General features: G+C 46.9%; 20 protein-coding genes and 2 pseudogenes. 17 read left to right on the plus strand and 5 right to left on the minus strand.

What is annotated here, in order from left to right; genetic code table 11:
• The first annotated feature begins 339 nt into the window (after positions 1–339).
• From PN462_RS13860 to PN462_RS13890, 7 genes are all read left to right on the plus strand, one after another.
• Positions 340–1,983 carry an NACHT domain-containing protein gene (locus PN462_RS13860; RefSeq protein ID WP_443029171.1) on the plus strand — a complete coding sequence of 548 codons (1,644 nt, stop codon included), beginning with the start codon at positions 340–342 and terminating at the stop codon, positions 1,981–1,983.
• A gap of 53 nt (positions 1,984–2,036) precedes the next feature.
• Positions 2,037–2,291: a hypothetical protein gene (locus PN462_RS13865; protein ID WP_272128945.1), complete on the plus strand. Its 255-nt coding sequence runs from the start codon at positions 2,037–2,039 to the stop codon at positions 2,289–2,291.
• A 3-nt stretch (positions 2,292–2,294) separates the two neighbouring features.
• Positions 2,295–2,666, plus strand: a complete 372-nt coding sequence (locus PN462_RS13870) for a type II toxin-antitoxin system VapC family toxin (RefSeq protein ID WP_272128946.1) — start codon at positions 2,295–2,297, stop codon at positions 2,664–2,666.
• 33 nt (positions 2,667–2,699) lie between these two features.
• A complete protein-coding gene (locus tag PN462_RS13875; RefSeq protein WP_272128949.1) occupies positions 2,700–4,835 on the plus strand; it encodes an NACHT C-terminal alpha/beta 1 domain-containing protein in 2,136 nt (711 codons plus the stop codon).
• Positions 4,836–4,961: 126 nt separating this feature from the next.
• Positions 4,962–5,210 carry a type II toxin-antitoxin system VapB15 family antitoxin gene (gene vap15, locus PN462_RS13880; protein ID WP_272128951.1) on the plus strand — a complete coding sequence of 83 codons (249 nt, stop codon included), beginning with the start codon at positions 4,962–4,964 and terminating at the stop codon, positions 5,208–5,210.
• Between the two features lie 85 nt (positions 5,211–5,295).
• Positions 5,296–5,643 (plus strand): DUF433 domain-containing protein, encoded by a 348-nt coding sequence (locus tag PN462_RS13885; protein ID WP_272128953.1) that lies wholly within the window; start codon positions 5,296–5,298, stop codon positions 5,641–5,643.
• An 8-nt stretch (positions 5,644–5,651) separates the two neighbouring features.
• A complete protein-coding gene (locus PN462_RS13890; protein ID WP_272128955.1) occupies positions 5,652–5,837 on the plus strand; it encodes a DUF5615 family PIN-like protein in 186 nt (61 codons plus the stop codon).
• A 25-nt stretch (positions 5,838–5,862) separates the two neighbouring features.
• Here the strand turns inward: PN462_RS13890 and hemB are convergent, their stop codons facing one another.
• A complete protein-coding gene (gene hemB, locus PN462_RS13895) occupies positions 5,863–6,894 on the minus strand; it encodes a porphobilinogen synthase (protein ID WP_272128956.1) in 1,032 nt (343 codons plus the stop codon).
• 149 nt (positions 6,895–7,043) lie between these two features.
• Between hemB and PN462_RS13900 the strand changes: the two genes are divergently transcribed.
• Entirely contained in the window at positions 7,044–7,661 is a 618-nt protein-coding gene (locus PN462_RS13900; protein ID WP_272128958.1) for a Uma2 family endonuclease, read from the plus strand.
• A 123-nt stretch (positions 7,662–7,784) separates the two neighbouring features.
• On the opposite strand, the pseudogene PN462_RS13905 reads toward PN462_RS13900, so the two are convergent.
• Positions 7,785–8,075, minus strand: a pseudogene (locus PN462_RS13905) (zinc ribbon domain-containing protein); the annotation flags it as partial.
• Between the two features lie 62 nt (positions 8,076–8,137).
• On the opposite strand from PN462_RS13905, the gene PN462_RS13910 reads away from it, so the two are divergent.
• Positions 8,138–9,352 carry an FAD/NAD(P)-binding protein gene (locus tag PN462_RS13910; protein WP_272128960.1) on the plus strand — a complete coding sequence of 405 codons (1,215 nt, stop codon included), beginning with the start codon at positions 8,138–8,140 and terminating at the stop codon, positions 9,350–9,352.
• Here the strand turns inward: PN462_RS13910 and PN462_RS13915 are convergent.
• Positions 9,349–10,161: a carbon-nitrogen hydrolase family protein gene (locus tag PN462_RS13915; protein ID WP_272128962.1), complete on the minus strand. Its 813-nt coding sequence runs from the start codon at positions 10,159–10,161 to the stop codon at positions 9,349–9,351. The two genes, PN462_RS13910 and PN462_RS13915, sit on opposite strands and share 4 nt — an antisense overlap.
• 335 nt (positions 10,162–10,496) lie before the next feature.
• Between PN462_RS13915 and PN462_RS13920 the strand changes: the two genes are divergently transcribed.
• Together PN462_RS13920 and pruA are read left to right on the plus strand one after the other, a co-directional pair.
• On the plus strand, positions 10,497–10,715 hold the full coding sequence (locus PN462_RS13920) for a hypothetical protein (RefSeq protein WP_272128964.1): 219 nt from the start codon (positions 10,497–10,499) through the stop codon (positions 10,713–10,715).
• 476 nt (positions 10,716–11,191) lie between these two features.
• Complete coding sequence (pruA, locus tag PN462_RS13925; protein WP_272128965.1) at positions 11,192–14,161, plus strand: L-glutamate gamma-semialdehyde dehydrogenase; 2,970 nt, start codon at positions 11,192–11,194, stop codon at positions 14,159–14,161.
• Between the two features lie 73 nt (positions 14,162–14,234).
• Here the strand turns inward: pruA and PN462_RS13930 are convergent, their stop codons facing one another.
• Positions 14,235–16,052, minus strand: a complete 1,818-nt coding sequence (locus tag PN462_RS13930) for a DUF4209 domain-containing protein (protein WP_272128967.1) — start codon at positions 16,050–16,052, stop codon at positions 14,235–14,237.
• A 234-nt stretch (positions 16,053–16,286) separates the two neighbouring features.
• Here PN462_RS13930 and PN462_RS23575 point away from each other — a divergent pair.
• The 6 genes and pseudogenes from PN462_RS23575 to PN462_RS13955 all read left to right on the plus strand — a co-directional run.
• Positions 16,287–16,382, plus strand: a pseudogene (locus tag PN462_RS23575) (type II toxin-antitoxin system HicB family antitoxin); the annotation flags it as partial.
• 463 nt (positions 16,383–16,845) lie between these two features.
• Entirely contained in the window at positions 16,846–17,328 is a 483-nt protein-coding gene (gene ccmS, locus PN462_RS13935) for a beta-carboxysome assembly chaperone CcmS (protein ID WP_272128969.1), read from the plus strand.
• 594 nt (positions 17,329–17,922) lie between these two features.
• Entirely contained in the window at positions 17,923–18,804 is an 882-nt protein-coding gene (locus tag PN462_RS13940) for an MBL fold metallo-hydrolase (protein ID WP_272128971.1), read from the plus strand.
• 32 nt (positions 18,805–18,836) lie between these two features.
• Entirely contained in the window at positions 18,837–19,793 is a 957-nt protein-coding gene (locus PN462_RS13945) for a bifunctional riboflavin kinase/FAD synthetase (protein WP_272128973.1), read from the plus strand.
• 95 nt (positions 19,794–19,888) lie between these two features.
• Positions 19,889–20,815, plus strand: a complete 927-nt coding sequence (locus PN462_RS13950) for an AAA family ATPase (RefSeq protein WP_272128976.1) — start codon at positions 19,889–19,891, stop codon at positions 20,813–20,815.
• Positions 20,816–20,825: 10 nt separating this feature from the next.
• Positions 20,826–21,359, plus strand: coding sequence for a cytochrome C (locus PN462_RS13955; protein ID WP_272128978.1), 534 nt, complete (start codon positions 20,826–20,828; stop codon positions 21,357–21,359).
• Here PN462_RS13955 and PN462_RS13960 read toward each other — a convergent pair whose 3' ends face one another.
• Positions 21,360–21,482 carry a hypothetical protein gene (locus tag PN462_RS13960; protein ID WP_272128980.1) on the minus strand — a complete coding sequence of 41 codons (123 nt, stop codon included), beginning with the start codon at positions 21,480–21,482 and terminating at the stop codon, positions 21,360–21,362. It abuts the gene before it with no gap.
• Positions 21,483–21,607 lie beyond the last annotated feature (125 nt).

The raw sequence follows: 21,607 nt of genomic DNA on the forward strand, positions 1-21,607 counted from the left end.
ATCTCTTAACCTTCTCCGTCAAGACTCTACTGTTCAACGCAGTCTTCGACAAAAGCGACAACGTGCTGCTATGGACGATGATTACATGACTACTCTTCTACAATCCTTTTGTCAAGCATGATTGAGATGCTCTTACCCTGCTACTAAACCCAATTTGTATCTTGAATCCTCCCAAGCATTCTACAAAGTAATCATGTAGGGTGCGTTCCCAGCGATCCATCATCGGTTAAGGCAGTCGGTGACGGTTGGGAACGCACCGACGATTGACAAATGCAAATACACGATCGCAAGTATCGCGATCGCCTGGGTTAGAATAATAGCAGTTTTGAGGTGATGGCGATGGGTGTGGGGCGATCGCTTGTAAAACTAACGATTGGTGGTGGCTGTGTTCTGGGGGCTTTGGCAACGACGGCGATCGTTGGCCCGGTGGGAGGAATTTTCGCAACGGCTCTAGGCAATGTAGCGGCGGGGAATACGGCTAATGCTCTTGATGCGTTACTTGATGGAAGAGAGGGGGGAGTTTCCTTAGAAAATCATGACTTAACCAAAGCGGTGGGGAAAGCCATAGCCGCCGTCATCACCCTCGCCGCCAAATCACAGCGCGGCAAAACCCGTCAATATTTAGAAAAAATTGCCGCTCAAGCCAAGGATAATTGGGTCAAAATCGCCCAACAGGAACTCACCCAGCAACGTTACCCTGAACTGCGAGAAGCCAAACTCGACCAATTCCTTACCCCCGAAGAATACCAACTCACCCAACAAGGCAACCTCACCGCTACAGAATGGGGTGATATCTTCATCCGCCTCAACATGGCTGCTTGTAAAGGGGGTGGCTTTCCCATTCCCTCCGAGGTGCGTCAACAAGTCGCGGAATTACTCCATACCACCTTCCCCAAAGCCTTGCGAGAAACCCTCAAGGAAGACTTTGCCAAGGATGGGAAAGCATGGGCGGGGTTAACGTTGCAGTTACTCACGGGAATGCAGGCACAACTGAGCCAACTGCAAGCCAGTCAAGGGGGGGTGAATGCTGAGGAGTTAGCCCAAATCCTCAAGCAGTTTCAGGACTTAGAAAACCAGTTAAGGGGAAGTGTCACCCAGCAGCAGGAATTTTTTAGGGAGGTTTCCCGTAGTATTGAGTCGGGATTTGCGGAAGTCTGTCAACGGTTGGGGGTGATGGAAACCCAGATCGCTCAGTTGTTGCAAGGTCTGGAAAGCACCCTCGAAAGTCTGGTGGCAGAAATTCGATCGCATTTCGATGCGGCTAACCCCCATCTTTCCTTAGCAGAATGGAGATCTATTGCCGAGTTAATGCTGGCTAACCAACAGGCATTAACCGCTAATCCGGCATTTAAGCGGGTGGATGTCTATGTGCCGTTGGCATTGGTTGAACGTCGCCCAACTCAGCAACGGAAACCGGGGCAAAGTCTGGAAAACCCAGAAGAGTGGGGACGGGAAGCGGAGACAATTACGCCGATCGCCGAGGATGCGTTTTTTAATCAGGTTTTGCGGCAGGGGAAAAGTCCGAAAAGTCAGGGGCGACGGATTGCCGTGATTGGGGAACCAGGGTCAGGAAAAACGACGCGGTTACAGGCGATCGCCGATTGGATATTGGCAGAAAATCTCGGCATCCCGATTTGGATTGAGTTGGCACAATTTACGGAACTGACCCTGGTGGATTATCTGGAAAAATGGCTGAAGTCGGCGGGAGTTGAAGGGGCGATCGCCTCTCTCCAAGACCATAAAGAGCATCTCTGGTTATTGATGGATGGCTTGGATGAAATGGTAGCCCGGATTGAACGGCCCCAGGTGTCCCAGTTATTAACCGGATGGGTGGGGTTAGGACGGGCGATGATTACCTGTCGGGTGAATGTCTGGGAAGCGGATCAAAATGCCTTTTCCGGGTTTGATGTGTATCGGAATTTACCCTTTGAGGTGGATCAGATGGAAACCTTTATCCGGCGATTCTTTGCCCAGAGTGATTAAAATGAAACCGGGAAAAACAGACTCTTTTAAGGTGTACACAGGAGAAAATCAGGATGTTAAGGACGTTTAAGGCTTTTTTGCAAGAGGGGCGTTTAGAGTGGATTGACGATCGCCCTGACCTTGGCAATGAACGGTTACAGGTCTATGTTACGGTTTTAGAAAACGATACTGATCCAATCCTCAAAACACGGGGGCAGAGGATGTCTGAGCTATTGGAACATCTCGCCACTACCAACGGATTGGAGGGGATTGATCCAGTTCAATGGCAACAGGAGATGAGGTGCGATCGCTCCTTACCGGGACGATAACCGATGCTTTTGGACAGCAATATTATTATCTATGCCGCACAACCGCAATACTCCCAATTGCGAGAATTGATTGCCGAGCGATCGCCTGCGGTATCTGCCCTGAGTTATTTAGAGGTGTTGGGATATCACCAACTGACGGAAGAACAACGATATTACTTTGAAGCGTTCTTTCAGGCGGCTGAAGTTTTACCGATTTCCCAAGCGGTTTTAATCCAAGCCGTTGCATTACGACAACAACGACGTATGACCCTAGGCGATGCCATCATTGCGGGAACAGCGTTGGTCTATAACTTAACCTTAGTGACCCGAAATGTCGATGATTTTCGCTGGATTACTGAACTCAATCTATTCAATCCCTTTGAGAGCGAACCCTAGTGGTTATCTCTTGATTCCTCAAACAAGAATGCCATGACAAATTCAAACCCAACGTCTGCCGATGCTCTAATTGCCGCCCTCCATGAACCGGGACGGGAACACCTCCTCGATTTAGTCCGAAATCCCTTGCGTTTGACCTTGCTCTGTATGACTTGGGATGGGTCATCGTTGCCGGAAACTCAGGCGGAGTTATATGACCGTTACCTGCGAAAGATTTATGGTTGGAATCAGAATTGGCATGAGTTGGAAGACTATGCCCAACGTTGTGGCACGACGACGACGAAATTAAAGCAGAATTTGAATCAGCAATTGGGGGAACTGGCAAAGGCGGCGCTGAATTTGCCCCAGGAGCGATTTCGGTTATCACAGGCTTTGGTGGAAAAGTATCTAGGGGAGGAAAGGGATAAGACTTCCTTGGGTTATTTGGCGTTGCGGTTGGGCTGGTTAAATCGGGTGGGCAGAGATGGGCGCGGCGATAGTATTTTTGCGTTTTATCATGCGACGTTTCAGGAGTATTTTGCAGCGTTAGCGGTGAAGGATTGGGATTATTTTCTGCCGAAGGATCATGTTGATTGTCCGGTGGCGGGGAAGCGGTATCGGATTTTTGAGAAGCAGTGGAAGCAGGTCATTTTGTTGTGGTTGGGACAGGGGGGTATTATAGATGAGGAGAAGGAGGTTTTTATGGAGAAATTGGTTAATTTTGAGGATGGGTGTGGACAGTGGAATTTAGAAGAAGTAGACAAGGGATTTTACGAGTATAAGACTTGTTTTCTGGGAGCAACAGTAGTTACAGAGTTTAAAGATTATCTTTCAAAAGATATGATAGAAAAAATCGCCCAATATTCTTTTGGTTATTTGAATGATCCAAAACAAGATCGTCAGAAATATTTATCCCCAATCTTTTGTACTGCGAGAAATGTATTATTAGGGGACATGAGCAAAAAACATACGATACCTGTTTTAGAAGAAATGCTAAATAGTTCCGATATTGATGTTCGTTTTAAGTGGTTATTAGCAGACGCTTTAAGAGAATTTTCTCCATCAAATCAGCAAGTTATACCATTTTCAGAGAAACTTTTATCTAGCTCAGATTCTCATACATTAGAATCCTTAATCTTGGAAGAAATTCAGTCAGTAAATCCTCAAAACATTCCTACGTTGTTATCGCAGTTAACCGACCCTACTTTTGAAACTTGGCGTGAAGTAACTATGAGTTTAATGCAGGTGGCAATAGAAAACGAGCAGCTTAGTTTGGCATTAGAAAAACTGATGAGCGATCCTAAAATAGCATCTAATGTGTTAGATATATTAGACTCAGTGTATCAAGTGATGCACAATTCTAGCAATGAAGAGAAATATAATGACAATGTTTATACAAATAATTTAGAAAAACTCACCTTAGAAAATAATCAAGAGTATATGGAATTAGTTAACGTACTAAAAAACAGTGAGGATGAATGGACTACTAGGGAAGCGGCTGAGAGTTTAAAAAAAATCCTAACCACAGCCGGACAATATGCAGAAGTCGTGTCTACCCTAAAAGACTCCCTTAGCGATGAAGTTTACCAAAACGACTTTGACAGATTCAATAAATTTTACAAAGTCATCTGGAACTGTGCCGAAAACCTCCCCTATCCCGAATTTTATCAAGCATGGCACCATCCCCCCACCACCCCCCATCCCGAAGTGGAAGACAATACCCCAGTCACTTCTACCCCCTTCACCCAACAGTGCAACCTTGCCCTTCTCCCCCAAATCCTCAACCAAGCCATCCAAACCCACCCCCTCAACCGCCAACCCATTTGCATCGACGGTAGCCGCTTCAGCGACCCTAGCAACCCTGCTTTGCAAATCTACACCACCCTGAAAAAAGCCGGATGTCCCCCCAGTCCCGACGGTAAACCCCGTACCATTGCCGAATTACAAGCCTACTGCGACGATGACCTCAGCGACCATCAAATTGCCCTCATCCTCTACGAAGAACCCACCGACCCACCCCCCCAAGGCTTTGATATCGCGGTACTCAATCAACTCGCCCGGTTTAGCCATCCCCCCATTGCCGTGATTGTCCCCCAACCCCTCCCTGAGTGCCGATTACCGCAATTCCTAGAAAGCGACCCGGATTTGATGGCAACTCTCCTCCAGTGGTTGCAAAACTTGGACAGATAAAAGGCGATCGCCTCGTGCAAGAACACTTCGCCAACCTAGAAATCCAGGAACAGTAAAACCCAATCAAAGAAAACCCTTTCTCAAAATACAGTCAAAATATCACGGTATCCTCAACCCCATAAAACGATGAACCCAACTCAATATCAACTCTCCCTCAGCTTTGAGCAAGTGTTGAGCCTCGTCAAACAACTGCCAGAGGCTGACAAATTAAAACTCAGCGAAGCATTATCCAAAGAATTGCTAGATAGCAAACTGACTCATCTTCTCCAATCCTTCAAGACTGATGAAATCTCCTCAGCAGAAATTACCCAAGAAGTCGAAACCGTAAGAACCGAAATTCATGACCAGCAAACCGCCCATTTTTGTGCATTCTAATCCAGCGACATAGAAACCCGGTTTCTGGCAACTTGGCTATAATAGTTGTAACCCCCTAGTATCAACCCATATCCCCATCCTCAATATGACATTCATCACCGATACTCCGGTAACTTGGCAATACCTAGACATTGATGCTCAAAATCAGGCAATAATTGCCCATAGTCGCGTTTCAGTTGCCCAACTGATTCAAGAAAAACACGCCCACGGCTGGAGTCCAGAAGAACTACACTTTCAACACCCAGAAACTTCCCTTGCTGCCATTTATTCTGCCCTCAGTTATTACTACACCTATCAACCCCAGATTGATGCTCAAATTGCTCAAAAACAGGAAGAAATCCAGAACCTGCAAACTGATTTAATTACAATGGGAGTCGGTCATCATACTGCCGATTTTAAACAAAGGCTTCAGCAAAAACGGCAGCAGCAGTAAGGATGAAAATGGCAATCTCTTACTATTTCGATGCTCCAGTCCATCGAGCGATTAAACTTGGTTTACAATTGAGAGGGGTTGAGGTTATGACCGCTCAAGAAGACAATAATAGTAGTGCTATTGATGAAATAATTTTGAGTCGTTCTGTGCAACTCAAGCGTCCTCTGGTAACCACAGATCACGATCTGCGATAGCCTCCGGCTGTGGGAAGCGATCGCATTACTCACAACGGAATAGTAACCAGCCCGCAGCCGATTTCGCAAAATAAGTCAGAATTAAATCTGCCCCAGCCCGTTTCATACTGGTCAAACTCTCTAAAACAACATTTTTCTCATCAATCCAACCTTGTTGTGCGGCAGCTTTAATCATGGCATACTCACCACTGACGTTATAAGCCGCGACAGGAAGTTGGACTTTTTGTTTAATGCGGTGGATTATGTCCAGATAAGCCAATGCGGGTTTCACCATAACGAGATCAGCCCCCTCCCCAATGTCAAGGGCAACTTCTTTTAAGGCTTCTCTGCTGTTGGCCGCATCCATTTGATAAGTCTTTTTATCTCCAAATTGGGGACTAGAATTTAAGGCATCTCGAAAAGGCCCATAGTAGGCAGAAGCATATTTTGCAGAATAGGCAAGAATCGCCACATTAATCCAGCCTTCTGCATCTAAGGCTTGGCGAATTGCCCCAACGCGACCATCCATCATGTCTGAAGGGGCCACCCAATCCGCCCCGGCTTCAGCGTGGGTGAGGGCTTGTTTGACCAATACGGCAACGGTTTCGTCGTTGAGAATGTCACCATCTCGCACAATACCATCATGGCCTTGAGAACTATAAGGATCAAGGGCTACGTCGGTGATGACCAAAAGGTGAGGATATTGCTGTTTGATGGCGCGGATGGTGCGGGGAATCAATCCCTTGGGATTATAACTTTCTGTGCCTTCATTATCTTTCTGTGAGGCGGGAATTTTTGGGAAAAGGGCGATACTGCCAATCCCTAAACGGGACAGTTCGTGAATTTCTGCGAGCAAAGTGTCGAGGGAGAAGCGATAACAACCGGGCATGGAGGGGATTTCTTCTTTTTGCCCTTCTCCTTCCATGACAAAAAGGGGGTAAATCAAGTCATCTACGGTTAAAACGGTTTCGCGTACCATCCGTCTGTGGGTTGCGGTGCGACGCAGACGACGGGGACGCTGTGGGTTATTGGGCATTGGGGTTAGGGGGTCTGAAGAATCGGGGGATTGAGTGACCATGAATTGAATGACTTTTTTATGATAATGATTATCATTTTATCATGTTACATAAAAGAATCCGATTTGCGGTTAATCTTCGGTCATTCACCCGACAATCACGCTTCTAGGGGTAATATGAAATAGCGGAGAGATCGCCGTATAAAGCAATAATGATGGTCGTCCGAGCTAATCCTCAATCTAAACCACCCCTCTGGCTCCAGCTTCCCCAGGAGTTGACCCTGCGTGTGACACCGGAGCAGTTTGCAATACTGGCTGCGGCCAATCGTGAACTTCGACTGGAGAGAACTGCCACAGGAGAACTAATTGTGACACCACCAACGGGTAGTGAAACTGGCAATCGCAACTTGAAACTCAGTTACTTCCTCGCTAGGTGGATTGAAGAAGAAGGGGGCTATGGTTTGGCTTTTGATTCTTCGAGTGGATTTGAACTGCCGAATGGGGCAAACCGTTCTCCTGATGTTTCATGGGTACGTCAAGAGCGTTGGGACGCTCTGACCCCAGAGCAACGTAAGGGTTTTGCCCCCCTGTGTCCGGACTTTGTGGTTGAATTGCGATCGGAAACTGACACTTTCAAGGAACTACGGGCAAAGATGCAGGAATATTTGGAGAATGGGGCGCAGTTGGGCTGGTTGATTGACCCGAAAAATAAGCGGGTGGAAATTTATCGTCCGGGTCAAGCCGTTGAGGTTTTAGAGAATCCGATGGTATTGTCTGGAGAGCAGGTTTTACCAGGGTTTACGCTAACGCTGAAACGGGTTTGGGAATGACCTCAAGAGGTGTGACCCAGTTAATGCTGTTTGTAACCAATGGGGAATCGGTAATATTGGGGCTATTCTTGAGATTGCTAGGAGTCAAGGCTATCAGGTTGACGAGTTATAAGACTAGGTGACCTACTCCCAACTTCGACTCTTCGAGTACGAAGCGGGCTTCTTACCGTTCGCGTAGCGTGTGCGTAGCACGTAGCGTTCCCTTGTTGTTTCATAACCACATTCTGCACAAACGTGACTCCTTTCGCTTAATTCCTTCTTCCCAGTGTGTGTCCCACAGTTAGGACAAATTTGAGAGGTGTATTTATGATCAACCTGACCAAAATACTTTCCTCTTTTCCAACACACCCACTTCAGAATCTCGCGAAACTGACCAAAACCACCATCTAGCATCTGTTTTCCAAGAAAACCTTCATAGAATACGATAAAATGATAATGATTATCATTTTATTTAGAAGGTTTTGATTCTGTCAATGATGACTGCATCCTCACTCCCCAAACACCTTGATCTCGCTATTGTGGGTGCTGGGCCGCAAGCCTTAACCCTCGTGACTCATCTGTTACAGAAACGTGCTAAATTGCGTCATCGCTTGCGGGTATTCGACGCAAGCGGGACATGGTTGAGTCGGTGGCAACGGCAAATGCAAGCCCAAGAAATCGAACATTTGCGATCGCCAGCCGTCCATCATCCCCACCCCAATCCCTACGCTTTACGGCGGTTTGCTGAAAACCGTCCCCAAGAGTTATTTCCCCCTTACGATTTGCCTGGGACAGACTTATTTAATGAGTTTTGTGGGGAAGTCATACAGCGTTGGAACTTGCAGTCTTGCGTCTATCCGGGGCAAGTGAGCCGTATTATTCCCGTGCAACCTTGGCGGCCTCGCTTCCAGCTTGTTTTGCAGGATGGTCAATCTTGTTTAGCCCGTCGTGTGGTTTTGGCGACGGGGGGAGGTGTGCCTCGGTTTCCCGACTGGGTGCAATCTTTACAGGGAAGCTATCCCCCAGACCGATTGGTGCATGGGACTAGGGTGGATTTAGCTAAGGCCAATGTACAAACCGGGGAACGGATTTTGATTATCGGGGGGGGATTGAGTAGCGGTCATTTGGCCTTGGGGGTGGCGAGACGGGGCGCGATCGCGACTTTATTGATCCGGCGATCGCTACAAGAAAAATTATTTGATGCCGATCCCGGTTGGTTGGGGCCTAAATATCTCAAATCCTTTCAGGCCGAGTTAGACGAGTTTTCCAGGTGGCAACAAATTCAAGACGCTCGAAATGGGGGGTCAATGACTCCTGAAGTCGCCTTTCAACTGCGACGGGCGGCCCGTCGGGGAGAAGTGTTGCTCAATGAACATTGTCAGATTGTGCAAGCCCAATGGCAAGAGACACAATGGCTAGTGAAATGTAGTGATGGGTCACACTTGCAAGCTGAACGGATTTGGTGTGCAACGGGGACGACTTTAGATATTAGCCAAAATCCCTTAATGACGGATGTTCTCGCCACCTATCCCACGAAAATTATTCAGGGTTTACCCGTCCTCGATGCTCATTTACGACTTCCGGGGAGTCAACTGTTTCTCATGGGAGGGTATGCGGCCTTACAAGTGGGGCCAGTAGCTCGGAATTTAGCAGGGGGGCGATTAGCTTGCGATCGCATTGTCCCTGCAATTGTTAAACCTAGTTTAGCCTAACCCCACACCCGATGTTCTAACGAGGGCATTTGCCGACGGACTTGTTGTAAGCGATCGGGATTAATTTCTGCGATCGCAACCCCCGTTTCTTCCCCCGCATCCGCTAAAATAACCCCCCAAGGGTCAATAATCGAGGCATGGCCGTGGGTGTGACGGATACCGTAATGATTTCCGGTTTGGGCCGGGGCAATAGCATAACAAGTATTTTCAATCGCCCTCCCTTGTAACAAAACGTGCCAATGGTCCTTCCCCGTAAACGCCGTAAAAGCAGCCGGAATAAACAACACCTCCGCCCCCTGCTTCGATAAATGACGGTATAACTCCGGAAAGCGCACATCATAACACACCGAAAGCCCTAACGATCCCAATTGAGGAGAATGGTACACCGGAGGGTATTCCGTCCCCGCTTGCACCGTATTCGACTCCCGATAAGTATTCCCATCCGGCACATTCACATCAAATAAATGCACCTTCAAATAGCGGGCCAACTCCTTCCCATTGGCATCCACTAACAATGCCGTATTACAAACCTTACCATCCCCCACCGGAACAGGAAAACCGCCCCCTAATAAAGTAATCTGATAACGTTGAGCCATCGTCTTGAGGAACTTTTCACTTTGAGCCGCAATTTCCTCAGCATGGGCAATTTTTGCACTATCTTCCCCTAAAAACGAGAAATTTTCCGGTAGTCCCACTAACTCGGCCCCTTGACGTACCGCCAAATCAATTAACTCCTCGGCTTCATTTAAATTATGCTCCAAGTCCGGCTTACTGGTCATTTGTAGGGCGGCAGCAAGATAAGATTTCATAGGCTTTGTTAGATTAGATCGCTGCAAATGCGTTAGCACACTCGATTTGAGATGGTCTCCATCATACCTTACCCCGTCCCCTCTGTCCTAGTTTTATGACGACAATCAGAGCCGAGTATTGATCGAGATCATAGGGTTACGCAATTGTGCTTAGATATACTAAGATAGCTTCCATGAAAGCCCGGAATTTTGTTGATCTCTCAGAGTTATGTCGGAAAAAAATTCTGAGAATTAACCGATTACATTCAGGAATATTGGTGCATCTTTCTGTAGATTCCCTTGAGAATCACGATTTTTTCAACAACCCTGTACATTATTACACCGAGGAAAAACCAATGGCGACAATCCGAGACATAGCGCAAGAGGCGATCACCTATCGTTTTCTGAGTCTGGATGCAGAAAATCAACTCAGACAACTTTTAGCCACCACCTGCCAACCCGAAGACTTACGTGCCTTCTGCCGACTGCAAGCCGAGATTATGGAAGGTAGAGTAACTCAAGAAGCGAGAGAAAAATGGGTTCAACAACAACAAGAGGCGGCTTTTGCCCTATAACCAAGCCTCACGGGTTGGGAGGAGGAAGGTAAGCTCATTCTTGCGCTGATAAAGAACACCACAAACAACTTCCTCTCTCCCATAATTGACACCCAACCACCAACTCCTCTGGTCCGGTGAGCTACACAACCTGCCACAAGCCACTCTGACACAAGAATTTGTGCTTATTTCTCCCTTCAAACCTGACTGCATAATTCTTGTTTTTTGTCAAGTTAAATTTAATGTAGGGTGGGCATTGCCAGTCCTGTCAAGGAGACTAACCCAATATTTCTGTGTAGATTGGGTTTCACGCCCTTACACCCAACCTAGAATTAACTTAGGGCTTGCTGAAAAAGTGTTCATTGGCAACTAAATAGTTGAATCAAGTCTCCTCAACAAGAGACAATAAAGATAAATCTGCAACAGAATAATACGCCGAATTAATGAGACCGTTTTCTAGTCTCAGATGATCGGTATCTTATCTTTAAGGAGGAAACGTGGTTATAGAAGCCCCTCAAGCGCAATACGAAAGTAAAACTCAAGCTATCGCTAAAGAATTAATCGCTGCAACCCGCGAAAAACGCTCATTTTTCAGTCAAATGCGCGACCAAATGCGCTTAGATGATAAATTGCTGGACTGGGCAATGGCCAACCCCGGTTTACGGTATCAATTGTTTAGTTTCATTGACTGTTTACCCGCGTTACAATCCAAAGCCGAAATTGCCCGTCACTTACAAGAATATATGAGTGATACGTCGGTGGAGTTGCCAGAAATGTTGAAAAAAATGCTCAACTTCGCCGATCCTAACTCTACGACGGGACAAATGGCCGCCACTACCGTTGAACAAGCGGTGAAAACCCTCGCCTATAAATATATTGCCGGGGAAAGTATCGAAAAAGTCATTAAAACTGTAGAGCGTCTCCGCAAGGAAAAAATGGCCTTCACCATTGACTTACTCGGAGAGGCGGTTATTACGGAAGCAGAAGCACAGGGGTATTTAGACCGGTATTTACAACTGATTGAACAACTGAGTCAGGCCAGTCAAAAATGGTCAAAAGTGCCGCAAATTGACGAAGCAGACGGGGAAGACTTGTCGAAAGTGCAGGTTTCGGTGAAATTAACGGCCTTTTACTCGCAATTTGACCCCTTAGACCCAGAGGGGAGTAAAATTAAGGTGTGCGATCGCATCCGCACCCTCCTCCGCAAAGCCAAAGAAGTCGGCGCAGGCATTCACTTCGACATGGAGCAATATCGCTATAAAGATATGACGCTCGATATCCTCAAAGAACTCCTCCTCGAAGACGAATTCCGCACCCGTACCGATATCGGAGTCACCATCCAAGGCTACCTCCGCGACTCGGAAAAAGACCTCAAAGGACTCATCGACTGGGCCAAAGAACGCGGCCACCCCGTCACCGTCCGCTTAATTAAAGGGGCCTACTGGGACCAAGAAACCATTATCGCCGTCCAAAACGACTGGAAACAACCCGTTTATAACCAAAAAGCCGCCACCGACCAAAACTATGAAAGTTTAATGCAGCTATTACTAGAGAATCACGAATATCTCTATGCTGCCATAGGCTCTCATAACGTGCGAACCCAAGCCAAAGCCATGGCCATCGCTGAAACCCTCAATATCCCCCGTCGTCGCTTCGAGATGCAAGTCTTGTATGGCATGGGCGACCAACTGGCCAAAGCCCTCGTCAAAAGCGGTCATCGGGTGCGCGTGTATGCCCCTTATGGCGAACTCCTCCCCGGAATGTCCTATCTCATCCGCCGTTTATTGGAAAACACCGCCAATACCTCGTTTTTAAAACAAAATAAATCAGAACGCCCCATCGAGGAATTAATTGCCCCCCCGCAAGTGGAGGAAGAAAAACCCCTCATTGCCAAGTCAGCTTGGCCCAATGCCGCCGATACCGACTATTCTAATCCGACCCTACGACAAGAGGCGAAACAAGCCCTTGTCAAAGTCCGTTCTTCCATGGGACAAACCTATCGTCCCCTAATTGGTGGACAATGGGTAGAACCGGAAAAACTGATCGACTCCTTAAACCCCTCAGCAACTCAGGAAGTTGTCGGCAAAGTAGGGTTTGCCTCCGTCGAACAAGCAGAGGAAGCCATGGAAGCGGCCAAAGCGGCCTTTCCCCAATGGAGTAAAACCCCAGCACGAGAACGGGCAGGCATTCTCCGCAAAGCCGCCGAAATCATGGAATCCCGTCGCCATGAGTTAACCGCTTGGGTATCCTTAGAAGTGGGCAAAGTGTTACCCCAAGCCGATGCAGAAGTCTCGGAGGCTATTGATTTTTGTCGCTATTATGCCGATGAGATGGAACGGTTAGACCAAGGTTATACTTACGATTTAGCCGGGGAAACCAACCGTTATCATTATCAACCCCGTGGGGTGGCTGTGGTAATTTCTCCTTGGAATTTCCCCATTGCTATTTCTACCGGGATGACGGTGGCCGCGTTGGTGACGGGCAATTGTACCATTCTCAAACCTGCGGAACAGTCGTCCATTATTGCGGCGAAAGTGGCGGAAATTCTCGTTGAAGCGGGGATTCCCAAAGGGGTGTTGGCTTTCCTCCCCGCAGCAGGGGAAACGGTGGGGGATTATTTGGTGAAGCATAAGGACACTCATTTAATTGCCTTTACGGGTTCTCAGGCCGTCGGGTGTTATATCTATGCAGAGGCGGCCAAAGTGCAACCGGGGCAAAAACACCTGAAACGGGTGATTGCAGAGATGGGGGGTAAGAATGGCTTGATTGTTGATGAGAGTGCAGATTTAGACCAAGCGGTGGCGGGGGTTGTGTCGTCGGCCTTTGGCTATTCGGGACAAAAATGCTCGGCTTGTTCTCGCGCCATTGTGGTTGAGTCAGTTTATGATACGTTTATGCACCGTTTATTGGAGGCTACGAAGTCGTTAAACTTCGGCAAGGCGGATGATCCGAGTACGACGGTTGGGCCGGTTGTGGATGGGGAAGCCCGCGATCGTATTTTAGAGTACATTGAGAAGGGTAAAGCAGAATCTACTCTAGCATATCAAGCGAACCCCATTGAGGGCGGTTATTACATCCCTCCCACTATTTTCACCGATGTGCAACCGGATCATGTGATTGCCCAAGAGGAGATTTTCGGGCCGGTGTTAGCGGTGATCAAGGTGAAGTCGTTTGAGGAAGCGTTAGCGGTGGCCAACGGCACGCAATACGCTTTAACGGGGGGAATTTACTCTCGGACTCCCTCTCATATTGAGCGAGCGAAGGCTGATTTTGAAGTCGGGAATTTCTACGTCAACCGGGGAATTACGGGCTCGATTGTCGCCCGTCAACCGTTCGGAGGGTTTAAACTGTCTGGGGTTGGTTCTAAGGCGGGTGGCCCAGATTATTTATTACAATTCCTCGAACCGCGCACGATAACGGAGAACATCCAACGGCAAGGTTTCGCTCCCATTGAAGGGGCGGAATAGTCCACCCAGTAGGGGCGCAAGGCTTTGCGCCCTGACCTGTCAGCGACTAGCTAAACTCAAACCTCCTTTCTGTTCAAGTTGGGTCACTACTGTTATTAGATTGGTCAACTTGCTGCTGATGTAGGATAATCGGCAAGCAACAAAGCCTTAATGTAAGCCACCAGATGTATGACATCAATGGATTCATAAACTCACCATCGCTAATTAAACCATGAGCCATGCGATTTCTTAGGTTACTACCAGAATGTTCAACCAGTAAGCATTTTAAGTCAAATAAAGTATTGTCATCAAAAATAGAGGTTATTTCTGGATGATAAAGAGTAGTATTTAAATTATGTTCATTCTGAATACCACGATCATCTAATCCAGACGTAATAATGCCTCTCTCCCACATTATATAACGAATAGAGTTTTCAATTTGGGGAATTAGGATGTGAGTAGATGTCAAAAAGTCTCCAGTAAGTCCCGCATACAATCCTTTTGCAAAAAGGTACTCACGATTAGGTGGAATAAAAGGACTAGAAGAAATAATTGCTAAAATATCATTAGCTCGAACATTATGTTCTAATTGGATTTGATATCTAGCTGGTTCAATACATATGAAACCATGCAACTTTTGATGAAACATTGTAGCACAATGATACATTTCAAAAATAATTGCTTCCTCGGCTTCTTCAGAATCATTAGATAAAATTGCATTTGGTTGACGAGCAATAACTTTACCCATTTCATTTACCATAACCATAGGAGAAATGTGAGATAATATGAACTCACGTGCCTGTTGTTCTACTTGCTGTCTTAACTTAGAAACATTAGTTGAAGTCCCTAAGAGAGCTATAGAGAAAAGTGCTTCATGAAAAATTTTTCCTCTAACATGATCTTGTGCTTGTTCTACCAAAGCACTAATATCCATGTTACTGTCCACAGAGATTAAACCCATTTCTTTATGAGTTTCTTGCTGACATTCAAGAAGAAGTTTGTGAACCTCATTTCCCCTTGCTCTTATAGCTGAAGTTTCTTCTTTTGTCCCTTGAATATTTCTCAATGCTTGTACAGCACGTTGTAAAAAATGAGATGCGGTTATATAGCTTGGTAAATCTTGATTAAGAGTAGATTGAGCTTGCTTAAAAAAAGTTTCAGCAGCATATCTCAACGCTGCCAACTCTTGCTCTCGCTCTTTCTCAATACGATGCCATCCTGCTTTAATATTCCAAAGTATTCTTGCTTTTTCCCAATTAGATGCTGACTCTGCCAAGTGTACTGCTTTTTCAGTAAGAGCTATATATTTAGTAGGTTTGCCCTTTTTATACTCTAGCAATAATCTCATTAATTCAGCAGATAAGTATAGGTGGTCTTCCCCTTGATAGCGATTAATCACTGTTTCTATATGATTAAAAACTTTATCATCTTGATCTTTGATTTTACGAGCTAAATGAAGTGATCGCTCAATTCGGTCAAAACAATAAGTCCAATTATCAGGACTCTCTAATGTGTTTGCTGATTGTAAATAGGCGGAAATTGCCAACTGAGCCATTTTGTAATCACGTCGTATAACCCAGAGAATATCGGCAACTCTTGCTTGTAACTCAGCATCTGAGATATCAGATACAATTGCTGATAGAAAATCTAGCTGCTCATCCGTAATATTTTTGTAATGTTCAGCAAAAAAATCTTCTGTGGAATCTCTCCTAATAGCAACATTAGTAACAGCCGCCAGAATTTCAAATACAGCTTGTTCTCTCGTATTTTCTACCTCTTTAGCTTCTTGAGCTTTTTGCCAAAACGCTCTCCAGTAACTAAAACACTCTTTTTGCTCACTATCGTTTATCACATCTTGCCAGTCGGTATTAAGGAAATCATCTTTTGTGAGTGGTGGAGTTAATGAAGACATCGTATAGATTCACCATTTAAATTGAACATGAGTATAGTAAGATTAGGAAGAATGAAGTGTCACCTAACATATCCCTAAAAATGTTGAGTTCTGCTTCGCGCTACTCAATCCACTAGATACATCCATTTTATCACATAAAGAAAATAACTGGGTTGGGTAAAGATGGCACAGGCGCAAAACCTTATCAGGAAAAAGTTGTTTTAGATGCGATCGCAGAAGTAGAGGCACAGGACAATGAAGAAGAATCTTAAATATCCAATGCTGATTCAATGGTCAGAGGAAGATGACTGTTTTTTGGTAGGGTTTCCTAATTTTCCGGGGCAGAAATGGTGATACTCCTCTGGAGTCGCTACGCGATCGCCCCCGGCGGTGCGAAGCGATCGCACAACCAAACCGACCAAGAACAAAACCCTAGACCCCCCTAACCACCGCCCAACCTCAAAAAGCCATTTGTCGATTAATCGCCATAGGTGACAAATTCAGGCGCAATATTCTATTGTCAAAGAAGTGTCAGAAGCATCGGGAAACGAGAACTGATCTCAAATCCGGTTAACCCGTATAAGCTCATCATCAGCCCTCATCGGATACTGATTACTGATTACTCTCAGTGAAACTAAAAATCGCTGAAAGTTGGCTAAAAGCCTTGCTGTAATTAGTTTCTGACCTTCTCTTTAGGTTAACTTTACCCTTTCTCCTTCCTGGTTGGTGAGCTTGTCGTTCACGTAGTGTGCGCGGAGCGCAAACCACTGCCATCTGCCTTCGGATACTGATTACTGATTACTGATTACTGACCATGTTTAGTTCACCCCGTCCCCCGCAACAAAAAGACTATTGGAAAGTCCGTCTCGATCAATTCACCAGAGAAGCCGAAAAACCCTTAGCCGCCTTAGCTTGGGGATTCTTACAAGAACAAAAAGAGCAAAAGACCAGCGAAAAAGACCCCATCGACACCCTTGCCATTGACCTCTCCCCCACCCCCCATCTCGTCTCCTGCTCACGAGAGTCCCTCGAAACCCTCAACCGTAACGTCAACTATCGCCTACAGGAAATTCTCGGCCTCATCGACAACTATAAACCCGACGAAGAAGTCTTAATGCTCGCCATCGGACCCGGAGAAATTAAACTCCTCTACTTCAAACCCGAAACCCCTCCCCCAGACTCCTTTGCCGAATTAGGCCAAACCCTCGATGACCTCATCCCCCAGATCGAATCCCAGCTTCTCTCCCTCTTTCCCGAAGCCTCAGACTCCTCAGACTCCTCCAATTCGGCTCTGTGATAAAGATCACCTATTCCATTGAGTTAACTTCCAGCCACAGCAACCCCCCATTGCTATGCTTTGGATAGCAGACCTAAACTCTGTTCCTTGATGCACTCAACTTTCTTGTCATCAAAGTTTGTTGAGTTATCCCTCTCCAGTCCCTTGCCTCATCTCCGACTCTGACGGGAATGACAACCAGCAAGTTGGCGGTTTAACAGGAGTCAGGTCTCCTCAATCATCAACTCTTTATCCTTCTTTTTTCTCGGCATGAAAACAATAGTTCTGAACGAATTGCCCAGAATCTCGTTTAGAATGATCAAAAATTCCTTTGACCCCCAAATCCCATTGGCCAACATTGGCCAAAATTTTGATAAATTATTCCTGACTCTTTCCCGTTCAGAATGGAATTTATAACAAGAATGGTTATTTATAACAAGAATGGTTAACCGAAATGGTTAACCGACCCGAAGCCCTCTTTGCTCCGTAAGCAAACCCAAGATTTTCCCACTTATTCTCGTTCTGATCAATCAAACTGCCCGCTTTTCCCGTTTACAGCCTAATCCCCCGATTCTATGAAGCTTTTTATTACATTAGATATCATCAGCAGAATCCATGTCTAACCAGCCCAAGCAATTTAAGATTAATTTCTGGGGTGTCAGGGGAAGTATCCCTTGTCCCGGTGCAGAAACAGTCCGTTATGGCGGTAATACGCCCTGTGTAGAGATGCTAGTCGGTGGACAACGGTTGATTTTTGATGGGGGGACGGGTTTACGAGTCTTGGGACAGTCTTTGCTTTCCCAACTGCCCATAGAAGCGCATCTTTTTTTCACCCATACTCACTGGGATCATATTCAAGGATTTCCCTTTTTTACACCTGCTTTTATTCCGGGGAATGCGTTTCACATTTACGGGACAGTGGCCCCCAACGGAGCGACCATTAAGCAACGACACCACGATCAAATGTTGCACCCGAATTTCCCCGTCCCGCTACAAATTATGCAGGCCAATTTACAGTTTTATGATTTAGATATTGAGGAAAAACTGCAATTGGGAGACGTGATCATAGAAAATGCCAAACTGAACCATCCTGGAGAGGCCGTCGGGTATCGGGTGAGTTGGCAAGGCCGAGTGGCCGCTTATGTCACGGATACCGAACATTTCCCCGACCAACTCGACCCCAATGTGTTAAAACTGGCAGATCATGCTGATGTTTTAATTATTGATGCCACCTACACCGATGAGGAGTATCATTCCCCCAAAACCAGTAAAGTGGGTTGGGGTCACTCCACTTGGCAAGAAGCGGTGAAAGTGGCCCAAGCAGCGCAAGTGAAACAGTTGGTGATCTTCCACCATGATCCCCTTCACAACGACGATTTTCTGGATGATATCTCCACTCAAGTGGCTCAAGCCTATCCTGGTGCGATCCTCGCGCAAGAAGGGAAATCTATAGAATTAATTCCAGATTCTGCCCAACCTACTGCAATTTCGGTTTAAACTGAGAAACAAATTGTATCAAAATGTAAAGCGTGTGGGTCACATCAACAACCGAAACCGTATTAAAACCAACTGCGATCGCATTGGGTAACTTTGACGGCCTCCACCGAGGTCATCAACAAGTCTTCCGTCCCCTCCTAGAGGCAACCCCCCCTCTAGATCATTCCTCATGGGGCAAAACGTACAGCACCCTAGTTACCTTCAGTCCTCATCCCAAAGAATACTTCACAGGTCAACAACAACAACTCTTAACCCCACTCAAAGAAAAAATCCCCCTTCTCGAACAACTAGGGATAGAACAACTGGTCCTACTCCCCTTTGACCAAGAACTCGCCCAACTCTCCCCCCAAGCATTCGTCGAAGAAATCCTCATTCAAAAACTCGAAGCCCAACAAATCTGTATTGGCCAAGACTTTCGCTTCGGGTATAAAAGAACCGGAACCGCCCAAGACTTACAAAATATCGCCCGTCAATTTAACCGAGACGTAAAAATCACCCCCCTTTACAGCCAAGGAGAAGAACGCATCAGTAGTTCCCGCATTCGCCAAGCCTTAGAACAAGGAAACATCAGCCAAGCCAACTATCTCCTCGGTCGTCCCTATACCCTCGTCGGAGAAGTCGTCACCGGGCAAAAACTAGGCCGCACCCTCGGCTTCCCCACCGCCAACCTCAACATCCCCCCCGAAAAATTCCTCCCCCGCTACGGAGTCTATAGCGTCCGAGTTCAGATCAAAGGAGACCGTAAACACCCGCAAATGGGCATCATGAACATTGGCTGTCGCCCCACCGTCCAAGCCGGACATCCCCCCACCCTAGAAATTCATCTTCTCGACTGGTCCGGCGACCTCTACGGCAAAACCCTCACTGTACAATTAGAACAATTTGTCCGACCAGAGCAAAAATTTGCCTCCATTGATGAACTCAAAGCGCAAATTACCCAAGACTGTCAAGAAGCCCGAAAAACCCTAACCTCCCAAATGCCCTCTTAACAACCCCCCTTTTCCCCCGTTCCTTGATCAACCACTCCCTCCTGCCTCCTACCTCCTGCCTCCTGCCTCCTGCCTTCAAACACAGATTACTCATTATGACCGATCGCATCTCCCAACTCACCGACAACCTCGCCCAAACCATCGTCGGCAAAGACAAAGCCATCCAACTCGTCCTCGTCGCCCTCCTCAGTGGCGGCCACGCCCTCCTAGAAGACGTGCCAGGCGTAGGCAAGACCCTCCTCGCCAAATCCCTCGCCAAATCCATCAACGGCAAATTTCAGCGCATTCAATGCACCCCCGACCTCCTCCCCAGTGACATCACCGGAACCAACATCTGGAACCCCAGCAGCCGAGAATTTGAATTCCTCGCCGGGCCCGTCTTCGCCAACGTCCTCCTCGCCGACGAAATTAACCGCGCCACCCCCCGCACCCAGTCCGCCCTCCTCGAAGTCATGGAGGAACAACAAGTCACCGTCGATGGACAACCCCGCCAAGTCCCCGTCCCCTTCTTCGTCATCGCCACCCAAAACCCCATCGAATATCAAGGCACATTCCCCCTCCCAGAAGCCCAAATGGACCGCTTCACCCTCTCCCTGAGTCTCGGCTATCCCAGCGAAGCCGAAGAACTGCAAATGCTACAACTCCACCAAGCCCCCAAACCCCTCAACACCCTCCAACCCTGCATCTCCCTCGAAGAAGTCCTCAGCTTGCGCCAACAAGCCAGTCAAATTAAAGTGACCCCCGCCCTGCAACAATATATTCTGGATATCGTCCGAGCCTCTCGAACCGACGAAGAAATTACCTTGGGGGTCAGTCCCAGGGGGACAGTCGCCCTACAACGGGCCGCCCAAGCCTACGCCTTCATTCAAAAGCGCGATCATGCCCTCCCCGATGACGTAAAATTCCTCGCCCCCTACGTCCTCTCCCATCGTTTAATTGCGGCGGGAGGGAAACAACCCCAAGCCATTATCGAACGTTTACTGAGAACTATTCCCGTCACCCAAGATGAAGCCAAAGTTTAAAACACGATCCGTGAAACGCCTCTTTACCCGTAAATCTCCCCTCGTTTTACTCCTGCTCATCGTCGCTTGGAGTCTTATTTTTGGCCTTGGTATGGCGAGGGCTTTGGCCGGAGATACCATGGTCAATAAGGCTATGGTCAATAAGGCCATTGATCCCGTCCCCAATGAATTACAACTGGCGCAAGAGGTGTATTTAGAGAAATGTGGCAGTTGTCATATTGCCCTCCCTCCCGAAACGATGCCCACCCAAACCTGGCAAGAATTATTACAAAATCCCCAAAATCATTACGGGGTGAATCTTGACCCACAATTAATCTCCGCCGACATTTTGGTGATGTGGAATTATGTGCGCCAGTTTTCCCGTTCTTTAGAAGAAGAAGAAGACCCCCCCTTTCGATTGCGCGATTCCAGTTTTTTCACAGCATTACATCCCAAAGTCGAGTTTAACCAACCTATTTCGCCGAAAGGCTGTGTTAGTTGTCATCCGGGAGCAAGAGGCTTTAATTTTCGTCGTCTGAGTCCTGATTGGGATGAGGATAATTAATTAAGTCCAGACTCGTTTCAGATTTAAAATAAACCCCGGTAAGACATCTTCCCCGGATAAGTGAGCAGGACTGTCTTGTATTTCTAGTTCTGTTTCCGGACGATAAATGTGACATACTCCCACGCTCAATCGGAGATTAGAGCGTGGGCTTCTCCATCCCTGGAACGAGACTTCGCGTTTTTGAGTGAGGCGATGCCCAACCCCACTTTTTTAATCAAAATACCTGAACACAGATCTCTTGGCATAGA

It is taken from the genome of Spirulina sp. CS-785/01 (assembly GCF_028330525.1).
Classification (GTDB): domain Bacteria; phylum Cyanobacteriota; class Cyanobacteriia; order Cyanobacteriales; family Spirulinaceae; genus JAQMSD01.